This is a genomic window from Acetobacter fabarum, from assembly GCF_029069195.1.
GTDB lineage: Bacteria > Pseudomonadota > Alphaproteobacteria > Acetobacterales > Acetobacteraceae > Acetobacter > Acetobacter fabarum_A.
In genome coordinates, this window is record NZ_JARDYK010000005.1 from 77,269 (window position 1) to 95,815 (window position 18,547).

An 18,547-nucleotide genomic window follows, 5' to 3' on the forward strand; every position below is an offset into this window, starting at 1 on the left:
TAAGTGCTTCAATCTCCATCCGTGGCACTTTGCCAGACACAGAAACCAAGCTCAGGAGCCATCATAGCGGTTGCAACCTATAGCATCGCTTGTTGTGTCTGACTGAACACGCGGGGGATTTCTGTTCGGGAATACACGGCCCGCTCCTTCTCTCCTGAAGAGGGTTACGGAATCACTCTGCATCATAACTCCGGTCCGCCAGCAGTCATGAAGAAATTCAGAACTCTCCCATTGCGGTTGGTCACGGCAGGGAGCTTCGTATTTTCATACCACCTTATGGCACGACTGATCAGGTGACACAGTTTACTCGCAGGCTCGAGGCCGTACAGTGCGCTTTCAGGTAAGGCGTATCAATCATCATTCAAAAAAAAATGGACATGTGATTTTCAACAATATAAGAGATTTTTCTAAAACGTTAATCAATAAATAAACTTGCTGCATTCTGTGTATCAGGTTTCTGTATAGGATCCGGGATGGTTACGGTTTTTCTGGAAAAATTATTTTCAAAATGTCATCTTTATTTTAGCGAGAAAAAAATATTCAATAAATATAGTTTGACAATTCTTTGTTTTGCCATTGTAAGCCGCATTCAAATTTTTGGTAATCCTCTGCTTGATTCAGACGAAGGCTTCTATCTTCTAGTCGGAGAAAGAATGCTGCATGGTGCGTTACCATATGTGGATATATGGGACCGTAAACCAATCGGCCTATTCCTTCTCTATGCGGGTATAGGATGCTTGGGGGGGGGAGGCGTTTGGGCTTACCAGCTTGTGGGGACAGTCTTTGTCTTTTTAACAGGTTTGGTTATTGCAAAAATTGCACGTTATTTCACAACCAATACAGGAGCAACTCTTGCTGCAATCGCCTATCTCATCTGGTTGACCCTGGGCTCTGCAAATGGTGGACAGGCTGAAATATTTTACGGTTTACCGGTTGCCATTGCGGCTTTGATTACATTGCGTGGCTGGGCTCGTTTGTCTGATCAGCCAGTATGGCTACAAGGCTCTGTGACCATGCTTCTGCTCGGTATTGCAATGCAGATAAAATACACGGTCGTGTTTGAAGGTGTATTTTTTGGGTGTTGCTGGCTGTATATAGCATGGAGGGCAGGATTACGCATTTTATTACCAGTTTATGCCCTATTTTGGATTTTTATTTCTCTTTCCCCAACACTTGCTGCAATCGGATATTATTTTACCATTGGTCAGGTGCAGCCATTCATATTTGCCAATTTTTCATCAATATGGCAGCGGAGTTCGCCTTCGTATAGCGTCATCTATAGTCGTCTAAAAGGCATACTGCTTATTCTCCTGCCCTTACTTTTCTGTATTAGAATACATGTACCTCTCGGTAATTCCCTTGCACGTACAAGTTATCGTTTTACACTATGCTGGCTGTTGGCTGCCATTTTTGGCTTCCTGATTTTTGGAACCTATCTTGAGCAGTATCTGTTACCCATTATTATTCCGGCCAGCATCGCCGCATCTCCATTTTTTGGACGTGAAGGTAAAAGACGGCGAGCGTTTATTTTCCTTGGCTGTTTTTTTCTTATCGGTCAGATCAAACTTGCCGTTACACAAATAGCGCATGGCTCTGAGAGCGAACTGTCGACTATTTTGCAGCATGTCGACCGCAGCAAATGTCTGTTTGTCTACAGTGGCGTTTCAACTCTCTATCGTATGAGTGGAGCTTGTATTCCCACCCCCTACGCATTTCCGAGCCATCTGTCCCGTGCGCGGGAGGAAAAAGCGATTGGTATCCCCGCCATAGTGGAAGTCAAACGTATTATGCTCAGCGCACCAGGCACTGTTATCATTCGCTCACCCTATAAAGGGGACGAAAACTGGGAAGCCAGGGCTTTGGTGCTTTCGTATGTCCAGCGGGATTATACCCTTGTTTTTCATGGTAAGTTAGGTTGGCAGGATATGGATGTTTATCGCCTGAAATAATCCGGAATGATATGCAATAAAGAAGATCAGTACGGTCACTTCTTTTGTGCCGGCCGCCATGTGCAAAGCTTTGGATAGGGCTACATCGGAGAGCGGCCTGCCGGTCCGCCCGCCAGGGAAGACCATATCTCCCCGGCGCGCCTATCCCGCAAGGGTAACACGTCTTGCAGAACAGCCATTGCACCTTCGGATAGAGAGACGCGGTGTTCCTTGCCCGTCTTCATGCGAGAGGCTGGGACGGTCCATATCCTGGCAGCCAGATCAATTTCCGACCAGACGGCGTTTCTGATCTCACCAGAGCGGCCAGCAGTCAGGTAGGTGAAGCGGACGGCTTTTGCTGCCATGCCATCGGCGGTGGCCAGCTTTGCCATAACGTGAGCAATGTCTTTTCTGGGTATGGCTGGGTGGTGTCGCACTTTTGCGATGGAGGACGGTCTGGACAGAATATTGGCTAGATGACCGCGCCACCAGGCCGGGTTCTCTCCCTCGCGCCAGTCGTGGGTGGTGGCGTAATCGAGGATCCGTTCTATCCGCCCACGTAGCCTACCGTCACACACGGCAGGATGTTACACGGCCTTCCCCAGCTATTATGCAACCCAAGAAGCGTAATGGACAACCTTTGTGGGAGCAACGCGCGGTGACAACCCAACAAACCTCAAATTTGGGTAATCACAGCGCTCAATAAGCGCTATCGTAAGGGGGATTTTAAGAGGGGTATGGCTTCCAAGCTCTAACAAAAGTATTTATTTTTCAGAGGCTTGGGAAGAAGAACTGGTGGAGCCAAGCGGAATCGAACCGCCGACCTCTTGAATGCCATTCAAGCGCTCTCCCAACTGAGCTATGGCCCCACTGTTCTGTTACACACTGCACGATCCTGTTTTATAGCAGTCTCGCGGTGTGTGTTGAGCCTCTTACAACCTACTTAAAATGCTGACAAGTCCTAATTTTCAATCTGGAAGCACTTTCATCTCACGCAGTGCGGCAACCAGGGGCAGGAGCGGCAATCCCTGAATGGCAAAGGCATCGCCTTCTATTGCAGAAAACAGCTGTATGCCCCGACCTTCCAGCCGGTAGGACCCAACGCAACCAAGGCAGCTCTCTCCCTCCAGTGCCAGATACTGCTCCAGAAATGCGTGTGAAAATGCACGCATGCTCAGTCTTGGCCGGACGATATGCCGCCAAAGAATATGCCCATCCCGGCACAGCACGATTGCAGTATGCAAGGTATGTGTTTTACCCCTCAGTTCAAGCAGTTGCTGACGGGCTCCGGCCATCCCCTCCGGCTTGTCATACCATGTTCCACCACAGCTCAGCATCTGATCAGCCCCTATTACAAGCCGATCGGGTTCCTGAATCGAGAGTGCCTTAGCTTCTGCAAGGCGGAGGGCTACCGTATCGGCAGACCAGTTCTGCTGTAAGCCTTCATGCTTGAGATGCGTCTCATCAACTTCGGAAACTTCAACATCAAAGGCCAGTCCGGCATTTTCCAGAATACGCCGCCTGGCACCAGAACCACTGGCCAGAAGCAGTTTGTCCGCTCTGTTCTGTATTAGAGTCGGCGTTAGTACTAAATCGGTCACGGAGGCGAGTCTCTTTCAGGTACTGGTGAAAAATGGGGCTGTGAGTACTTCCCTTAGTACCGGGGTACATGTGGATTGTACGGGGTTCAGAACATGGCCGTACCGAGTACCGGGCACAACCTGCAACTCTCATGAACCGGTGAGTTGTACACAGGGGTGGTTGGATGTTTTCTGGATAACTCCAAAAAGCCTTTATTTTGCAAGGGTCTTCAATCTGTACACAGTGTGGGAAAGATGGGGTACATTCCTGGAATGCCGGGTACCCCGTTATCAACAGTACCCTCATATATCATCAAATCTTTTTCTTTCTTTTTTTATAGGAAGAGGGACGTGGACAGCGCGGACAAAGACGTGCAGGACTTCTGCTCATGACAACGCAAACACATATTCCCGCCGCCAAACGTCTGCTCAGAACTCTGAATGGGGAGGCTATGTGGCCCCCTCCGATGTGGTTGATGCGGCAGGCTGGCCGGTTTCTGCCTGAATTTCGCGCTATGCGGGCTCAGGCGGATTTTCTGACCCGTTGCATGACCCCCGATATTGCAACAGAACTGACCCTGCAGCCCATTCGCCGCTTTGGTATGGATGGCGCCATCCTGTTCTCGGATATTCTGATCCTGCCATGGGCCATGGGCCAGTCCCTTGAATTTGTGGAAGGCACAGGTCCGGTGCTTGGTGCTATCCGTTCCGAACGGGATCTTAATGCGCTGGATCCTGCCCGCATTGCAGAAGCAACTGCCCCTGTGCTGGAGACCCTCTCCCGGTTACGCAAGATAGTGGATGGGCCAGACAGTATCGGGGTTGCTAAACCCGGTGCAACCACGTTGCTCGGTTTTACCGGTGCTCCGTTTACCGTGGCCTGTTATATGGTGGAAGGCCGCGGCTCGCGCGAATTTTCTGTAACGCGGAACATGGCTTTTTCCGATCCAGCACTTTTTGACCGGCTTATGGCCCTGCTGACCGAAACAACAGCAACCTACCTTTGTGCCCAGATTGAAGCTGGAGCAGAAGCCGTTATGCTGTTTGATTCATGGGCCGGACTTTTGCCGCCTTCGGAATTCCGCCGTCACGTTATCCAGCCCAGCCGGCAGATCGTGCAGACCATCAAGGCTCGCTACCCGCATGTAAAAGTTGTTGGTTTCCCGCGCCTTGCGGGCGTGATGGCCGCAGAATACGCGCGCGAGACAGGGGTGGATGTTCTGGCACTTGATACCGGGGCCGATATGGTGAGCGTGCGTAAAATGGTGCCAGAAACTTTAGGCTTACAAGGTAATCTGGACCCGGTTGCCGTGCTTGCCGGGGGGGATGCCATGCGGCGTGAAGCCCTGCAAGTGCGTGAAGCGGGGCGGGGACGTGCCCATGTGTTTAACCTTGGCCATGGTGTTCTGCCTCAAACGCCTGTGGAGCATGTGGCTGATCTTGTTCAAACCGTGCGGGAAACGCCCTGATGAGTCTGGCGCTCTCCCAGGTTTTTCGCGGGCCCCTCAAACTGGTTATTTTTGACTGTGATGGTGTGCTGGTTGATAGCGAGGAAACCTGTTGCCGCCTGTGTGCGCAGGCGGCGCGGGAAGCCGGGTGGGATGTGCCAGATGCACTGGCTGTACATACATTTTCTGGCATGTCCCTGGCGACCATCCAACCCATGATTGAACGCAATGCAGGTAAAGAACTAGGCGTTCAATGGGAGCCAGCAATGCAGCAGCGGTTTGTAACGGCTATGAAGGAAGGCGTAGAACCCATTGCCGGTGTGCACGCCATGCTTGATGCCGTGCAAAAACTGGGTGTTTCCATGCGTGTTGCGTCCAATTCCTCCTGCGAGGAAATGGACGTGAAGTTTGAGAAAACCAGTCTTTCCCCATATTTTGGCGGGCGTATTCATTCCGCGCGGGATATGGGTGTGCCAAAGCCGCGACCCGATGTGTACCTGAAAGCTGCTGAGGCAGAGGGTGTTCTGCCGTGCGAATGTGTCGTGCTTGAAGATAGTGACCCCGGTGCCAGAGCGGCAGTTGATGCAGGTATGGCCTGTGTTATGCTTCGCGCACCGGAAAAAACGGTTCCGGATTGGAAAGGGGTCGAAAGGATAGAGAAATTATCCGATTTTCCACATATCCTTTCCAGACTGATCAAGGTTGCATCATAATGGTTTTTGACGTGCTTCTTCCGTGGGTCAGGTGGTTTGTCGCGTTTCACATCATGTCTGTCATGGCGTGGATGGCGGGGTTGTTTTATTTACCCCGGCTGTTTGTGTATCATTGTCAGGTTGAGGCCGGGACTGCGGAAAATACGCGGTTCAAAACCATGGAACGCCGGTTGATCAAGGCTATTATGGTGCCAGCCATGTGTTCCAGCCTGCTGTTTGGCGTTTTGCTGGTTTTAACACCAGGCTCGGTGGACTGGGGGGCTGGCTGGTGGCATTTAAAACTGCTGAGTGTGCTGCTTATGTTTGGTTTTCAGGGTCTGTGTGGCCGGTGGTACCGTGGGTTTGCACAGGATAAAAACCAGCATTCGGAAAAGTTTTACAGACTGGCTAATGAAGTGCCAACTGTACTGATGATGATTATCGTGATTATGGTTGTTGTCAGGCCATTTTGAAAACCCGTGTTAAAAACATGGATTATTTTTTGCTCATATGTTTGAATCGCTGAAATTTATAAAAATACAATACCGGGGAGACGGCGTAATATGTCCTTAACTGTGCGTTCTGTTGCAGTGTTTTGTGGCTCCCGCATGGGGGATAAACCTGTTTATCGCCAGACAGCTGAACTGGCTGGTAAAATGTTGGCTGAAAAAAATATCCGACTGATTTATGGCGGTGGGGCCAATGGGCTCATGGGTGTGGTGGCCGACGCCGTTATTCGATCCGGTGGGGCGGTAACAGGGGTTATTCCCGAGTTTTTAAAAACCCGTGAACGGATGCATGATCAGGTTTCCGAACTGATTGTGACGGGTTCCATGCATGCTCGCAAGCAGATCATGTTTGCACAGGCTGATGCGTTCTGGATTCTTCCAGGTGGATTTGGCACGTTTGATGAGACAATGGAAATTCTGACCTGGAAGCAGCTTGGCCAGCATAAAAAGCCCATTCTGCTGGTCAATGTGGATGGCTGGGGAGATGCTATGGTCGGCATGCTGGATACGGCGGTCAGTCAGGGCTTTGCTTCGGCAGAAGCACGGACGTTGTTTCAGGTAGTGCCAGACATATCGGCCGCTCTGGCGTGTTCCGTCATGTCTGCTCAGGTGCATGATCAGCCTATGTCTGCCCTGTAAACCAAGGCGCTCATGCATTTCCTCTCTTGCTTATGAAGCAAGAGAGATGTATAGCGCATTCAGCCATAACGGAGTGTAGCTCAGCCTGGTAGAGCACTGTGTTCGGGACGCAGGGGCCGGAGGTTCGAATCCTCTCACTCCGACCATGGCTTTTCCGGAAAAATCAGCCTTCCCTGCGGGGTGCTTCCGTAGCGCTGTGTTTTTGCATATCAGAACCATGCAGCGCTGGTAAAATCCAGTTCATATAAAATTCAAGCAGACATGACCTGCATTTACAAAAAATGTTGGTTTATTCAATAAAAACCCCCTCATGCTCTTGGAGAACATGAGGGGGTTTTACGTAGTAGGCACTTCTGTTCAGGCTTGTTTGGCCGCTGCCGTGTAATGGTTATCTACAAGAATATTGGCAGCAAACAGGGGGGAGTGATGTGTATCCTGCATCTGCCCGACCAGAAGGTTTTCCCACCGGCGCATATCGGCCTGTCTGTCAGCCTGAATATCCTTGTTAAGTTCCTCAAACTGCAGTGCAGCAAAAGACCCGAGTACAATACTGGAAACAAAAGCGGCACTCCCTACCAGACCGGGGAGCGAGAACGCATAGTCTGACCAGTGTTCGGACTCCGGCAGAGATTGCCACAAAAAATGCGACAGGGTGGAATTATCTGCAAAATCCTGCCAATGCATGGCCAAACCAGCATGGAAAACAGAAAATTTAAGTCCGCATGTCATAAAAATAAATGTGGAGCAGAGAGCAAGGCTCAGGGCCGCAAGCCAGAGGGAGACAAAAGTTGCTTTTTTCCATGCCATGTGTCCGGCCTCCTAATTTGGGTTTGTTAGGGGGCAAAAGGGAGTGATGTCTAAGGACACTCCGCTTCTCTATTGTTTAAAACGTATATCAGGTATTCAGTACATGCAAGGTAAATCGTGTAGGAGCAGCTTTTCTGATACACTGAAAAAGATGGAATTCCATGCTGGAAAGCCTTCCAGATCGTGCCCATTATTAGAACATGATTTTCTTGTCTCTTGATCAGCAGGCAAGAGTGAGGGCGTAGGAATGAAGCAGACACGTACGGTAAAATTAGGTCTTCTGGCTTTGCTGCTGGCGGGGGTTCATCTCTCTTTCGGTCATGCTTATGCGCAGCATTGGGGCGGCCACTTTTATGGTGGTCCCGGCGGCTGGCATAGGGGGGGGCACGGAGGCTGGGGTGGTGGTTGGCATGGCCCCGGAAGATGGGACAGAGGGCCGCGCTGGGGGTGGGGTTGGGGTGGTTATTACGGTGGTGGCTGGGGATACCCCGACTATTACGGTGGTTACAGGGAATATGGCGGTTGGGATCCGTATTGGAGCAATCCTTACTGGGCTGGATGGGGCTGGGGATGGTCCATGCCGTATGCATATGGTCGTATGGCGGATGTCAAAACATATAGCGGGTCATATGCACAGTCTGAGCAGGCTCCTGCTCGGCCGATGCCAGAGAGAACACCGCCAGAGCAGGCAACGGGCCAGAGCTACTATGCTCCGCCATCCTATTATGCCAGCCCGGATTATGGGCAATATCCGGCCACACAAAACGTACCACCGCCAGACCAGAATGTGGAAGGAAGCGATGGTACAGCAATGTTCAATTGCAAAAGTGGTTATTTTTACAACAACTTAACGCAAAATTGCGATAAGCGCTAACACCATAACCACAGGTTGCCTGGCATGATGATTAGCAACCTGTGGGCTGTTCAGGCCCGGTGAGGGAGCACTACGCCTTCAAGTTCGAGTAACCAGAGTTTATCATCTACGCCCCCATCCCCCGAATATCCCCCAAGCCCATTGCGTGCCAGAACGCGGTGGCACGGGATAAGAATGGGAATAGGGTTGCGGCCAACAGCCTGCCCTACGGACTGGGGGCTGCCGCCAGTCTTTTGTGCCAGTTCCCCATATGTTGTGGTAGAACCTGTGGGAATGGTCTGCAAAAACGCCCAGACTTTTTTCTGGTATGCCGTGCCGTAGGGTTCCAGTGGGAAGGGAAAGGCGCTCAGAGCTGATGGGTCATCAAACCACTGGTCCAGCCAGTCCCGGGCCTGGCAGAGCAGAGGCGTTTCGGTCTGGTCACGCCCCCAGCCCCAATCCAGAGAAATGATTTTTCCATCTTCTTCAGACAGGGTAAGTGGTCCCAAGGGAGAATGAAGGGAAAGCTGAGGCATGGGTCTGGCACTTTCTGAATAAGAACAGAGTGGAGCAGGGTAAAAGCTGGCACAGTATAGGTGGTGCTGCGAACACCTTCCATAATAGGCCGTTTTTTATCATTTTTTAAATCTACGTTTGCAGACAAAACTGCACTAAAAACACGATGTTGTCTTGAACAAAACAGTAAGGAACACAGGACGGTGGGATATCAGGGGGAAGACACCATTTTTGCTCTGTCTACAGGTGTAGAGCGTGCGGCTATTGCCGTTATGCGTGTGAGCGGCAAAGGGAGTGCGGACCTTCTGGTAAAGCTCTGTGGTATGTTGCCTCCACCACGCAAGGCTGTTCTGCGCCGTATCTGGCGGCGGGCCGATGTGCAGGATACCTTGCTGGATGAAGCGCTTGTTCTGTGGTTTCCCGGCCCTAAAAGCTATACGGGGGAGGACGGGTTTGAACTGCATCTGCATGCAGGGCCTGCCATAATTCAGGCTGTGGCCCATGCTCTGGTGCAGGCCGGGGCACGCCCTGCGGAACCCGGTGAATTTACGCGGAGGGCCTTTACCAATGGCCGGATGGATCTGGTGGAGGCCGAGGGCATAGCTGACCTGGTGGCAGCGGAAACCGAAAGCCAGCGCAGGCAGGCACTGGCGCAGGCCGATGGCGCATTGAGCCGTGTTTATGAAGGATGGTCAGAACAGCTGAAAAAGCTTCTGGCTTTTCAGGAAGCTTTGATAGACTTCCCTGACGAGGATATCCCCCCCGAAGTGGAGGCGGAAATCCGTGCAGGGATCCGCCATCTTATTGTGCAGATGCAACAGCATATTGCCGATGGACAACGGGGGGAGCGTGTCCGTCGTGGTGTGGTATTTGCTATTACGGGACCACCCAATGCGGGCAAGTCCAGTTTGTTGAACTGGCTGGCGGAACGGGATGCCGCCATTGTTTCCCCCATTGCGGGGACCACGCGTGATGCGCTGGAAATTGTGGGCAGTCTGGCGGGGATCAAGGTCACGTTTGTTGATACCGCTGGCCTGCGCGAAACCGGGGATGAAATAGAAGCCGAAGGTGTAAGACGCGCTTTGTTTCACGTGAAACAGGCTGACTGTGTTGTACAGATGTTTGCAGCATCTGATATCCCGCAAAGTGTCTTTCCCGGTGCGCTTGTGGTCGGGAACAAGCTTGACTTGGCGGCCCTTCCGGCAGAGGTAGAGGGCGTTGGTGTTATCCCTGTCAGTCTTAAAACAGGTGAGGGGCTGGATACGCTGCGTCAGATTCTGGAGCAGAAGGTGCTGGCCTTAACTGCATCGTCCACGGGGATGCCGTTGCTGACCCGGGCCCGCCATAGTGCAGGGGTGCAGGATGCCTGCGCCAGTCTGGAAGAAGCACTCAGGCAGGAATGGCCCGAAGTGCGGGGAGAGGAACTCAGGCTGGCCATGCGGGCTCTGGGGCGGTTAACGGGACATGTAGGGGTTGAAGAACTGCTGGATGCCATTTTTGGGCAGTTCTGTATTGGCAAATAAAGGCATGGTGCAGGGCGTGGTTATGATGGGGTTTTATGATGTGATTGTGGTTGGCGGTGGTCACGCCGGATGCGAGGCCGCAGCCGCGGCCGCCCGGTGTGGAGCCAGAACGCTTCTGCTGACACATAACAAACATACGGTTGGTGCCATGTCCTGTAATCCGGCGATCGGGGGCATAGGCAAAGGCCATCTGGTGCGGGAGATTGATGCGCTGGATGGGCTTATGGGGCGTGCGGCAGATCGCGCGGGTATTCATTTTAAACTGCTTAATCGCTCCAAGGGGCCAGCGGTGCAGGGCCCCCGTGCGCAGGCCGATCGGATGTTGTACCGTCAGGCCATACAGGACCTGCTCGCCCAAACGCCGGGGCTGGATATTGTGGCAGGGGCTGTGGCAGACCTGCTGTGCCAGAGCGATGGACGAGTCTGTGGCATTGTGTGTGAAGATGGCAGGCAATGGCAGGCGGGTGCGGTTGTGCTGACAACCGGCACATTCCTGGATGGGGTTATCCATATCGGGCATCAGTCCCAGCCTGCGGGACGTATCGGGGAGCAGCCAGCAAAAGCACTGGCGCAGCGCCTACGGGGTATGAAGCTGCGGATGGGACGCCTGAAAACCGGTACACCGGCAAGGCTTGAGCGCGGCAGCATAGACTGGTCCGCTCTGGCTGAAGATAAAGGGGACGTCGTGCCCGAGCCTTTCAGCCGCATGACGCAGGCCATCACCAACCCGCAAATGGTGTGTGGCATTACCGCGACGACACAGAAAACACACGAGATCATTCGTGAACATCTGCACCTGTCTGCTGTTTATGGAGGAGGGATTTCGGGCCGTGGGCCAAGATATTGCCCCTCCATTGAAGATAAGGTCGTGCGGTTTGCGGACAAGACAAGCCACCAGATTTTTCTCGAACCCGAAGCCTTGCCTGAGCATGAGGGCGGTAATCTGGTTTATCCGAACGGCATTTCCACCAGCTTACCAGCTCATGTGCAGGATGCCATGATTCACTCCATTCCCGGTCTGGAAGACGCGGTGATTGCGCAGTACGGGTACGCGGTGGAGTATGATTATGTTGACCCGCGTGAACTCACAACATCGCTTGAGTTGCGTCAATGTCCCGGCCTGTTCCTGGCCGGGCAGATTAACGGAACAACGGGGTATGAGGAGGCCGGGGCGCAAGGACTACTGGCTGGTGTTAATGCTGCCCGTTGCGCAGGTGGCCAGTCTGGCGTTAGTCTGGACCGTGGTAAGGCGTATATTGGCGTTATGGTGGATGACCTGACGACGCAAGGGGTTAGCGAGCCCTATCGTATGTTCACATCCCGTGCAGAATACAGGCTGACTCTGCGGGCAGATAATGCGGATATCCGTCTGACGCAACTGGGCGTGGAATGGGGGTGTGTGGGTGCGCAGCGACAGGCAGCTTTTGCGCATGAACTGGCGCAGATCAATGCTGTAACGGAGCAGGCCGCAGCCGAGGGCTGGCAGCCCCAGCAGCTTGCCTGCGTGGGAATGAAGGTCGCGCAGGATGGCAGGCGCAGGAGTTTGCTGGAAGTTCTGGGCTATGGAGCCGATCCGTCTGTTGTAGAGCAGATTGCCCCCTGGTTTTTGCAGGTGCCTGAGCGGGTGCGGCAATATGTGACCACACAGGCCCGCTACAGCGGGTATCTGAGCCGCCAGAACAGGGAAATCAAACAACTGGAAGCCGAGACGGAAATCCGTTTTCCGCCACATCTGGATTTTGCCCGTATTGGTGGTCTCAGCACGGAAATGAGGGAACGTCTGGAACAGGTCATGCCGGAAAGTTTTAGTGCTGCACAGCGTATTCCCGGCATGACCCCTTCCGCGCTTATGGCGGTTTTAGCCTATTTGCGCAAAGGGCAGGAGCAGACTCATGTTGGTTGAGTATGATACTGTTTCACGTGAAACAGAAGAGCGTCTGCATGCCTATATGGCTTTACTCAAAAAATGGAACGAGCGGATCAACCTTGTCTCCCCCAGAGATATGGATAACCTGTGGGAGCGGCATATTCTGGATAGTCTCCAGCTTGTACCTTTGGTAAAAGGGCGTGAGCGATTTGTGGATATGGGGTCAGGCGGTGGTTTTCCTGGTATTGTGCTGGGAATCGCAGCTAATATTCCGGGGGTGCTGATCGAATCCGATCAGCGTAAATCCGCGTTTTTGCGTGAAGCCGCCAGAATAACGGGTGCGCCACTTACTGTTTTGCCCTGTCGGCTGGATGATGCTGAGGTTGCTCCCACACCAGTGGTTACAGCGCGTGCGCTGGCCCCGCTGGACAAATTGCTTGCATGGGCGCGCCCAATACTGGAGCCCGGTGGTGTTGGCCTGTTTCTGAAGGGACGGCAGGCCGAGCAGGAAATTGAAGAGGCAGCCATGAACTGGAGGTTTGATGTCCGGTCATGGCCCAGCAAAACAAGCCCCGATGGTGTTATTCTGGAAGTGAGTAATTTTAATCGTGCAGAAGGCTAAAAAAACCCGAAAAGACTGCTGCATTCTTGCAGTGGCAAACCAGAAAGGTGGCGTGGGCAAAACAACCACCGCCATTAATCTGGCCGCAGCTTTGGCAGCCGATGGCGCTCGCGTTGTGCTTCTGGATCTGGACCCGCAGGGCAATGCGTCTACCGGCGTTGGTGTCAGCTACGATGCCAGAAAAGGTGGAGCCTATGCCCTGCTTATGCACGAAAAATCGGCGCATGATCTGTTACAGCCAACCGAGATTGATAACCTGTCGGTTATTGCCGCCAATACGGAACTTGTCGGGGCAGAGATCGAACTGGTTGAAACGCAGGGCCGCGAATACAGGCTGCGTGAGGCACTGGAATCTCTGGCACAGCAGGCTGATTATATTATCATAGACTGCCCACCAAGCCTTGGCCTGCTGACCCTGAATGCTCTGGTAGCGGCCCATGGTGTGCTGGCTCCCTTGCAGTGCGAATTTTTTGCGCTCGAAGGGTTGGGGCATCTGGTTAAAACCATTGGGCATGTGACCAAAAACCTGAATCCCGGCCTGAAGGTCGCAGGTATTGTGCTGACCATGTATGATAAGCGGAATAATTTGTCCGAACTGGTTGCCGCAGATGCACGGAGCTTTTTTGGTGATGATGTGCTTGAGACCATAATCCCGAGGAATATCCGCATTTCCGAAGCGCAGAGCCACGGCCTGCCCGTTATGACCTATGACCCCCGCGCAACCGGAGCCATGGCCTATCAGGCGCTTGCCGCTGAAATCATGAGGAGAACGGCATGAGCGCGCCACCACGGAGCAAAACCATCGCCCGTCCAAAACTGGGTCGGGGGCTTGCCGCATTATTGGGTGATGCCGCAGGGGCGGGCATGAGTGCAAAAGGGGATGCAACTGAACACAAGGGTGGTACTGTGAGCGTTCTTCCGGTTGAAGCACTTGTCGCCGGGCCATTCCAGCCACGGCAGATTATGGAACCGGCCGCTCTTGAAGAACTGGCGGACTCCATTCGTGAGCGGGGTATTTTGCAACCTATTCTGGTGCGACCAGACCCGGATAAAAAAGGCCAGTACCAGATTATTGCAGGTGAACGACGGTGGCGGGCGGCACAGTTAGCTCAGTGTCATGAGGTGCCCGTACATGTGCGTGATCTGAGCGAAGCCGATGCCATGGCCGCAGCGCTGGTGGAAAACCTCCAGCGCACAGATCTGAATCCTGTGGAAGAGGCCGAAGGCTTTAACCGCCTGATGGATGAATACAGCCTGACGCAGGAAGACCTTGCCAAGGCCATTGGCAAGTCCCGCCCTCATGTTGCCAACATGTTGCGTCTGCTCAAGTTGCCAGATGCAGTTCGGGCAGAGCTTAAAAAAGGTACGTTGTCAGCTGGTCATGCCAGAGCATTGTTGCCTCACCCCAACCCTGTAGCGGCCGCAGCCGAGGTTATTGCCCGAGGTTTATCCGTTCGTCAGACAGAGGCTTTGGTGCAAAAAGCAGTGGAGCAGCAAACCGGCAAACCAGTGGTTAAGGAGAAAAAGACCCAGAACCCGGAAATCGCAGCCCTTGAGCGCGATCTTGCCAGCCGGTTGGGGTTAAAAGTGGCCGTTAATTTTGATGGTCGCAAAGGGGGGTCTCTGGAGATTCATTATACAAGTCTCGATCAGCTGGATACGGTGCTGGCTTTGTTAAAATCCTGAATTTTCAGGCTTGTGCTTATGAAAAAGGGGTGGTAAAAGACCCCCACTTCAGCCCAATGGGCTGTAAGGGTGCATAGCTCAGTTGGTAGAGCAGCTGACTCTTAATCAGCGGGTCCAAGGTTCGAGTCCTTGTGCACCCACCAAATTTTTCTAGATTTTGGTGGTTTATGTGTCAGGCTGGAAAAGTAGTCCAGCCCGTCCGGAGTCAGTTCGAAATTATTTGGAACTGCTTTTTTTCCCAAATTGGTCTGGCATGTGGTTTATTTTGTTACTGGGGTGATTCCCGCCAGGTAATGAAGGGTTCCTTTACTCTTTCCCCAAAAAATCTGTCTGTTGCTGTGGTTCTCTCCCACGTATGCCCAGATTTGTACCGGGTATAGTCATGATGCCAGTCCCTGCTCTGGTAACGTATTTACGGTATTATGAGGTATAAAAAATCTGATTTTCACCAAGGAAGAGGTTTTGCTGGTCAGATGTAACGCACTTTGCGTGACCCTGCTTTTTCGTATGGTGATAACAGGCTTGGATCTGCCGACGGACCCCATGAAAAATATGAGTACGGGCAAGGGGGCGTACATTCCGGCCTTTAGGGCGATCCGATGTAACTGGAATACGTTAGAATTGCTAAAGGGATAGCGTTGTACGTCTGCAAAAGCGGGTATTGCGGCAATTTATGGCAGCATGTCAGGCGACTCCATGAGGAGTACTCCAACCAAATACAAGGCAGGCTGATTGACCATCTTATTGCGGTCTGAGGTCGCCATATTTATAATATGGCAGAAGGGAGATAAACAATGCGGTAGGATGAATAATTGGAATATTCATCCAAGCTCCAGAAAATTTTAGGAAAATCTGGAGCGGGCGATGGGATTCGAACCCACGACCCCAACCTTGGCAAGGTTGTGCTCTACCCCTGAGCTACGCCCGCATTGGATGGCCTCCTTCTATGGGGGTGCGCCCAATTATGCAAGAGGAAAAATGCAAAAAAAGCGCTTTTTTTGCATACAACTGCACGCATCTGTCATGGGGCTGTCCCTTACCAGCCCTTGGCGGTCGGTTTGCCTGCCTGCTAGACAGGATTGTGCTCCTCGCAGCAAGGAAGGAAAGCCGTGACCACGTCCTTATTCCGATCTCTGTATCATCAGGGATTTGTGCGCGTGGCGGCCTGCACGGCGCCCGTTACCCTTGCAGACCCATATGCCAACAGGGACCAGATTCTGGCCACGGCCCACACCTGTGCCCGGCAGGGTGTGGGGTTGTGCGTTTTTCCCGAACTCGGGTTGAGTGGTTATTCCATTGAGGATCTGATCCAGCACGGCCCGCTACAGCGCGGGGTGGAAAACGCACTGGTGGAACTGGCACAGGCCACGGCTGACCTGCTGCCCGTGCTGGTGGTCGGTGCTCCTCTGGCGCACAGGAACAGCCTGTATAATTGCGCAGTAGTGCTGCACCGGGGGCATATTCTTGGGGTGGTGCCCAAAAGTTACCTGCCCAATTATCGCGAATTCTACGAAAAACGGCATTTTGCACCGGGGGCTGCCGTTCGCGGGCAAACCATGCGTCTTGGCGGGCAGGATGTTCCTTTTGGTGTGGACCTTCTGTTTACGGCTCACGACGTGCCGGGCTTTTGCCTTGGTGTGGAAATCTGCGAGGATATGTGGGTTCCCAGCCCGCCCTCCGCAGCTCAGGCCATGGCCGGGGCTACCGTTCTGGCCAACCTGTCTGCAAGCGATATTACCGTGGGCAAGGCCCGAACCCGCAGCTTGCTCTGCCTCTCCCAGTCCGCGCGGTGTGTGGCCGCCTATCTGTATGCCGCGGCGGGAGAGGGCGAATCCACCACGGATCTGGCATGGGATGGCCAGACCGCCATTTTTGAAAATGGCGTGCTGCTGGCCGAAAGTGAGCGTTTCCCTACAGGTGCTCGTGCCGTTGTGGCGGATATTGATCTGACACTGCTCCGCCATGAGCGTGCGCAGGTTGGCTCTTTTGCCGATTGCGCCGCCATGACCGGGCCACCAGAAACTCTCTGGCGTTCCATAGGGTTTACACTGGCTCCCCCTACTGCTGACCTTGGTCTGCTGCGCCCGCTCTCCCGCTTTCCTTTTGTGCCAGCGGACCCCACACGGCTGGAGCAGGACTGTTTTGAGGCCTTTGCCATTCAGGTTTCGGCACTCAAGCAGCGCCTTAAAAGCTGCGGGGCAGCGGGCATGGTGATTGGTGTATCTGGCGGGCTGGATTCCACCCATGCGCTGCTGGTGGCGGTGCGCACGGCAGACGAACTGGGCTGGCCCCGCACGGCTGTACGAGGCTACACCATGCCCGGCTTTGGCACCACGGAGCAGACACTGGCCAGTGCGCATGCCTTGATGGAGCATCTGGGCATCACACAGGCAACGCTGGATATCCGGCCTGCCGCAACCCTCATGCTCCAGACCATGGATCACCCTTTTGCCAGAGGGGAAGCCGTGCATGACATTACGTTTGAAAACGTGCAGGCCGGGCTGCGCACGGATTTTCTGTTCCGTCTGGCCAACCAGCATAACAGTCTTGTTATTGGCACGGGTGATCTGTCGGAACTGGCGCTGGGGTGGTGTACCTACGGCGTGGGGGACCAGATGGCGCATTACAACGTCAATGCGGGCCTGCCCAAAACCCTTATCCAGCATCTTATTCGCTGGTGCATTGCCTCGGGGCATTTCCCGGCGGGTGTCTGCGCCGTGCTGCACACCGTGCTGGCAACCGAGATTTCGCCCGAGCTGATCCCCGCAACGGCAGGTGTCAGCCAGAGCACGGAAGAGACAATCGGGCCGTATGCCCTGCATGACTTCACGCTTTATTACGTGTTGCGCCACGGCTTTGGCCCTGCCCGCATTGCCTTTATGGCCGAACAGGTCTGGCGTGATGCCGGGCGCGGCGCATGGCCGCCGGGCTTTATGCCGCATGACCACAAAAGCTACGGGCTGCCGGTTATTCGCAAATGGCTGAAGGTCTTTATGTTCCGGTTTTTTACCACCAGCCAGTTCAAGCGCTCGGCCATGCCCAATGGTCCCAAGGTCATGGCGGGGGGAAGCCTCTCCCCCCGTGGGGACTGGCGCGCCCCATCCGATGGCAACGCAACCCTGTGGCTGAAGGAACTGGAAGAGCATGTGCCTGAAGCCTGAAATACCCCTCTGTCGGCGGAATGGCATTGTGCCCGGTGTTGGGCTATAAGCTGGGACCATGACAATATCGCGCCACGCCACAGTTCACCGCGTTACCAGCGAAACCGATATCGCCATTGCCCTGACTCTGGACGGGACTGGCAAGGCTCGGGTTGAGACCGGTATCGGCTTTTTCGACCACATGCTGACCGCTCTGGCCAAGCATGGCCTGTTTGATCTGGATATAACGGTCAAGGGTGACCTGCATATAGATGGCCACCATACGGTGGAGGATACGGGCATTGCCCTGGGGCAGGCCATGCGTCAGGCATTGGGTGACAAGCGCGGTGTGCGCCGGTTTGGCTCTGCCCTTGTGCCGCTGGACGAAGCTTTGTGCGAAGCGGTGGTCGATCTTTCGGGCCGCCCGTTTCTGACGTTTGAAGCCACCTTTGACCGGGACCGCATTGGTGGGCTGGACACGGAACTGGTGGAGGAGTTTTTTCGGGCGTTTGCCATGTCCGCCATGCTTACCCTGCATCTGAACCAGCGGGCCGGTAAAAACTGCCATCATATTGCCGAGGCGGCGTTCAAGGCTCTCGCCCGCGCACTACGTATGGCAGTAGAGCCCGACCCGCGCGCCCTTGGTGCCATTCCTTCGACCAAAGGCGTCCTGTAAACCAACCGGTGGCGGGTGTGATCCAGCCGTGTTCTGGGCAGAACATGGCCCCGCCTCAACA

17 protein-coding genes, 4 tRNA genes and 1 pseudogene are annotated in these 18,547 nt (G+C 53.8%); 14 read left to right on the forward strand and 8 right to left on the reverse strand.

The genetic code is table 11. The features are described from left to right. Window positions 1–473 precede the first annotated feature (473 nt). A complete protein-coding gene (locus PY793_RS08290; RefSeq protein ID WP_275177632.1) occupies window positions 474–1,949 on the forward strand; it encodes an ArnT family glycosyltransferase in 1,476 nt (491 codons plus the stop codon). 30 nt (window positions 1,950–1,979) lie between these two features. Here the strand turns inward: PY793_RS08290 and PY793_RS08295 are convergent. From PY793_RS08295 to PY793_RS08305, 3 genes and pseudogenes are all read right to left on the reverse strand, one after another. Continuing rightward, window positions 1,980–2,494 (reverse strand): annotated as a pseudogene (locus PY793_RS08295) (tyrosine-type recombinase/integrase); the annotation flags it as partial. 227 nt (window positions 2,495–2,721) lie between these two features. Further along, window positions 2,722–2,797: transfer RNA gene (locus PY793_RS08300), tRNA-Ala, on the reverse strand. A gap of 99 nt (window positions 2,798–2,896) precedes the next feature. After that, window positions 2,897–3,529: a Maf family protein gene (locus PY793_RS08305; protein WP_275177633.1), complete on the reverse strand. Its 633-nt coding sequence runs from the start codon at window positions 3,527–3,529 to the stop codon at window positions 2,897–2,899. Between the two features lie 368 nt (window positions 3,530–3,897). Between PY793_RS08305 and hemE the strand changes: the two genes are divergently transcribed. The 5 genes from hemE to PY793_RS08330 all read left to right on the forward strand — a co-directional run bounded on the left by hemE (window position 3,898) and on the right by PY793_RS08330 (window position 6,942). Next, window positions 3,898–4,977: a uroporphyrinogen decarboxylase gene (gene hemE, locus PY793_RS08310; protein ID WP_275177634.1), complete on the forward strand. Its 1,080-nt coding sequence runs from the start codon at window positions 3,898–3,900 to the stop codon at window positions 4,975–4,977. Next, the gene (locus PY793_RS08315) at window positions 4,977–5,669 is read left to right on the forward strand and encodes an HAD family hydrolase (protein ID WP_275177635.1); all 693 of its coding nucleotides are present in this window, start codon (window positions 4,977–4,979) and stop codon (window positions 5,667–5,669) included. The genes hemE and PY793_RS08315 overlap by 1 nt, the downstream gene beginning before the upstream one ends. Continuing rightward, window positions 5,669–6,121, forward strand: a complete 453-nt coding sequence (gene hemJ, locus PY793_RS08320) for a protoporphyrinogen oxidase HemJ (RefSeq protein WP_275177636.1) — start codon at window positions 5,669–5,671, stop codon at window positions 6,119–6,121. Before PY793_RS08315 ends, hemJ begins: the two co-directional genes overlap by 1 nt. A gap of 90 nt (window positions 6,122–6,211) precedes the next feature. Further along, window positions 6,212–6,796 (forward strand): LOG family protein, encoded by a 585-nt coding sequence (locus PY793_RS08325; RefSeq protein ID WP_275177637.1) that lies wholly within the window; start codon window positions 6,212–6,214, stop codon window positions 6,794–6,796. Between the two features lie 69 nt (window positions 6,797–6,865). Next, a tRNA-Pro gene (locus PY793_RS08330) sits at window positions 6,866–6,942 on the forward strand. A gap of 211 nt (window positions 6,943–7,153) precedes the next feature. Here the strand turns inward: PY793_RS08330 and PY793_RS08335 are convergent. The 4 genes from PY793_RS08335 to PY793_RS08350 form a co-directional block, all read right to left on the reverse strand. Beyond that, window positions 7,154–7,603, reverse strand: coding sequence for a hypothetical protein (locus PY793_RS08335; RefSeq protein WP_275177638.1), 450 nt, complete (start codon window positions 7,601–7,603; stop codon window positions 7,154–7,156). Between the two features lie 271 nt (window positions 7,604–7,874). Next, the gene (locus tag PY793_RS08340; protein WP_275177639.1) at window positions 7,875–8,015 is read right to left on the reverse strand and encodes a hypothetical protein; all 141 of its coding nucleotides are present in this window, start codon (window positions 8,013–8,015) and stop codon (window positions 7,875–7,877) included. Between the two features lie 196 nt (window positions 8,016–8,211). After that, complete coding sequence (locus PY793_RS08345; RefSeq protein ID WP_275177640.1) at window positions 8,212–8,376, reverse strand: hypothetical protein; 165 nt, start codon at window positions 8,374–8,376, stop codon at window positions 8,212–8,214. A gap of 151 nt (window positions 8,377–8,527) precedes the next feature. After that, window positions 8,528–8,992 (reverse strand): methylated-DNA--[protein]-cysteine S-methyltransferase, encoded by a 465-nt coding sequence (locus PY793_RS08350; protein ID WP_275177641.1) that lies wholly within the window; start codon window positions 8,990–8,992, stop codon window positions 8,528–8,530. A 183-nt stretch (window positions 8,993–9,175) separates the two neighbouring features. On the opposite strand from PY793_RS08350, the gene mnmE reads away from it, so the two are divergent. From mnmE to PY793_RS08380, 6 genes are all read left to right on the forward strand, one after another. After that, a complete protein-coding gene (gene mnmE, locus PY793_RS08355; RefSeq protein ID WP_275177642.1) occupies window positions 9,176–10,495 on the forward strand; it encodes a tRNA uridine-5-carboxymethylaminomethyl(34) synthesis GTPase MnmE in 1,320 nt (439 codons plus the stop codon). Window positions 10,496–10,517: 22 nt separating this feature from the next. Then, window positions 10,518–12,398 (forward strand): tRNA uridine-5-carboxymethylaminomethyl(34) synthesis enzyme MnmG, encoded by a 1,881-nt coding sequence (gene mnmG, locus PY793_RS08360; RefSeq protein ID WP_275177643.1) that lies wholly within the window; start codon window positions 10,518–10,520, stop codon window positions 12,396–12,398. Next, on the forward strand, window positions 12,388–12,984 hold the full coding sequence (gene rsmG, locus PY793_RS08365; RefSeq protein ID WP_275177644.1) for a 16S rRNA (guanine(527)-N(7))-methyltransferase RsmG: 597 nt from the start codon (window positions 12,388–12,390) through the stop codon (window positions 12,982–12,984). The genes mnmG and rsmG overlap by 11 nt, the downstream gene beginning before the upstream one ends. After that, window positions 12,971–13,762, forward strand: a complete 792-nt coding sequence (locus PY793_RS08370) for a ParA family protein (protein ID WP_275177645.1) — start codon at window positions 12,971–12,973, stop codon at window positions 13,760–13,762. The genes rsmG and PY793_RS08370 overlap by 14 nt, the downstream gene beginning before the upstream one ends. After that, window positions 13,759–14,670, forward strand: a complete 912-nt coding sequence (locus tag PY793_RS08375; protein WP_275177646.1) for a ParB/RepB/Spo0J family partition protein — start codon at window positions 13,759–13,761, stop codon at window positions 14,668–14,670. The genes PY793_RS08370 and PY793_RS08375 overlap by 4 nt, the downstream gene beginning before the upstream one ends. A 67-nt stretch (window positions 14,671–14,737) precedes the next feature. Then, window positions 14,738–14,813 (forward strand) — tRNA-Lys (locus tag PY793_RS08380). Between the two features lie 710 nt (window positions 14,814–15,523). On the opposite strand, the gene PY793_RS08385 is transcribed toward PY793_RS08380, so the two are convergent. Continuing rightward, window positions 15,524–15,598, reverse strand: a tRNA-Gly gene (locus PY793_RS08385). Between the two features lie 181 nt (window positions 15,599–15,779). Here PY793_RS08385 and PY793_RS08390 point away from each other — a divergent pair. Both PY793_RS08390 and hisB read left to right on the forward strand, forming a co-directional pair. Further along, complete coding sequence (locus PY793_RS08390; RefSeq protein ID WP_275177647.1) at window positions 15,780–17,831, forward strand: NAD(+) synthase; 2,052 nt, start codon at window positions 15,780–15,782, stop codon at window positions 17,829–17,831. A gap of 58 nt (window positions 17,832–17,889) precedes the next feature. Next, a complete protein-coding gene (gene hisB, locus PY793_RS08395; RefSeq protein ID WP_275177648.1) occupies window positions 17,890–18,486 on the forward strand; it encodes an imidazoleglycerol-phosphate dehydratase HisB in 597 nt (198 codons plus the stop codon). Window positions 18,487–18,547: the final 61 nt, after the last annotated feature.

Coding starts and splice junctions, on each gene's coding strand:
- hisB (WP_275177648.1), top strand. CDS start 17,890: ATGACAATATCGCGCCACGCCACAGTTCACCGCGTTACCAGCGAAACC.
- hemE (WP_275177634.1), top strand. CDS start 3,898: ATGACAACGCAAACACATATTCCCGCCGCCAAACGTCTGCTCAGAACT.
- PY793_RS08340 (WP_275177639.1), bottom strand. CDS start 8,015: ATGCCAACCACCACCCCAGCCTCCGTGCCCCCCCCTATGCCAGCCGCC.
- rsmG (WP_275177644.1), top strand. CDS start 12,388: ATGTTGGTTGAGTATGATACTGTTTCACGTGAAACAGAAGAGCGTCTG.
- PY793_RS08290 (WP_275177632.1), top strand. CDS start 474: ATGGTTACGGTTTTTCTGGAAAAATTATTTTCAAAATGTCATCTTTAT.
- PY793_RS08335 (WP_275177638.1), bottom strand. CDS start 7,603: ATGGCATGGAAAAAAGCAACTTTTGTCTCCCTCTGGCTTGCGGCCCTG.
- hemJ (WP_275177636.1), top strand. CDS start 5,669: ATGGTTTTTGACGTGCTTCTTCCGTGGGTCAGGTGGTTTGTCGCGTTT.
- PY793_RS08350 (WP_275177641.1), bottom strand. CDS start 8,992: ATGCCTCAGCTTTCCCTTCATTCTCCCTTGGGACCACTTACCCTGTCT.
- mnmG (WP_275177643.1), top strand. CDS start 10,518: ATGATGGGGTTTTATGATGTGATTGTGGTTGGCGGTGGTCACGCCGGA.
- PY793_RS08375 (WP_275177646.1), top strand. CDS start 13,759: ATGAGCGCGCCACCACGGAGCAAAACCATCGCCCGTCCAAAACTGGGT.
- PY793_RS08325 (WP_275177637.1), top strand. CDS start 6,212: ATGTCCTTAACTGTGCGTTCTGTTGCAGTGTTTTGTGGCTCCCGCATG.
- PY793_RS08315 (WP_275177635.1), top strand. CDS start 4,977: ATGAGTCTGGCGCTCTCCCAGGTTTTTCGCGGGCCCCTCAAACTGGTT.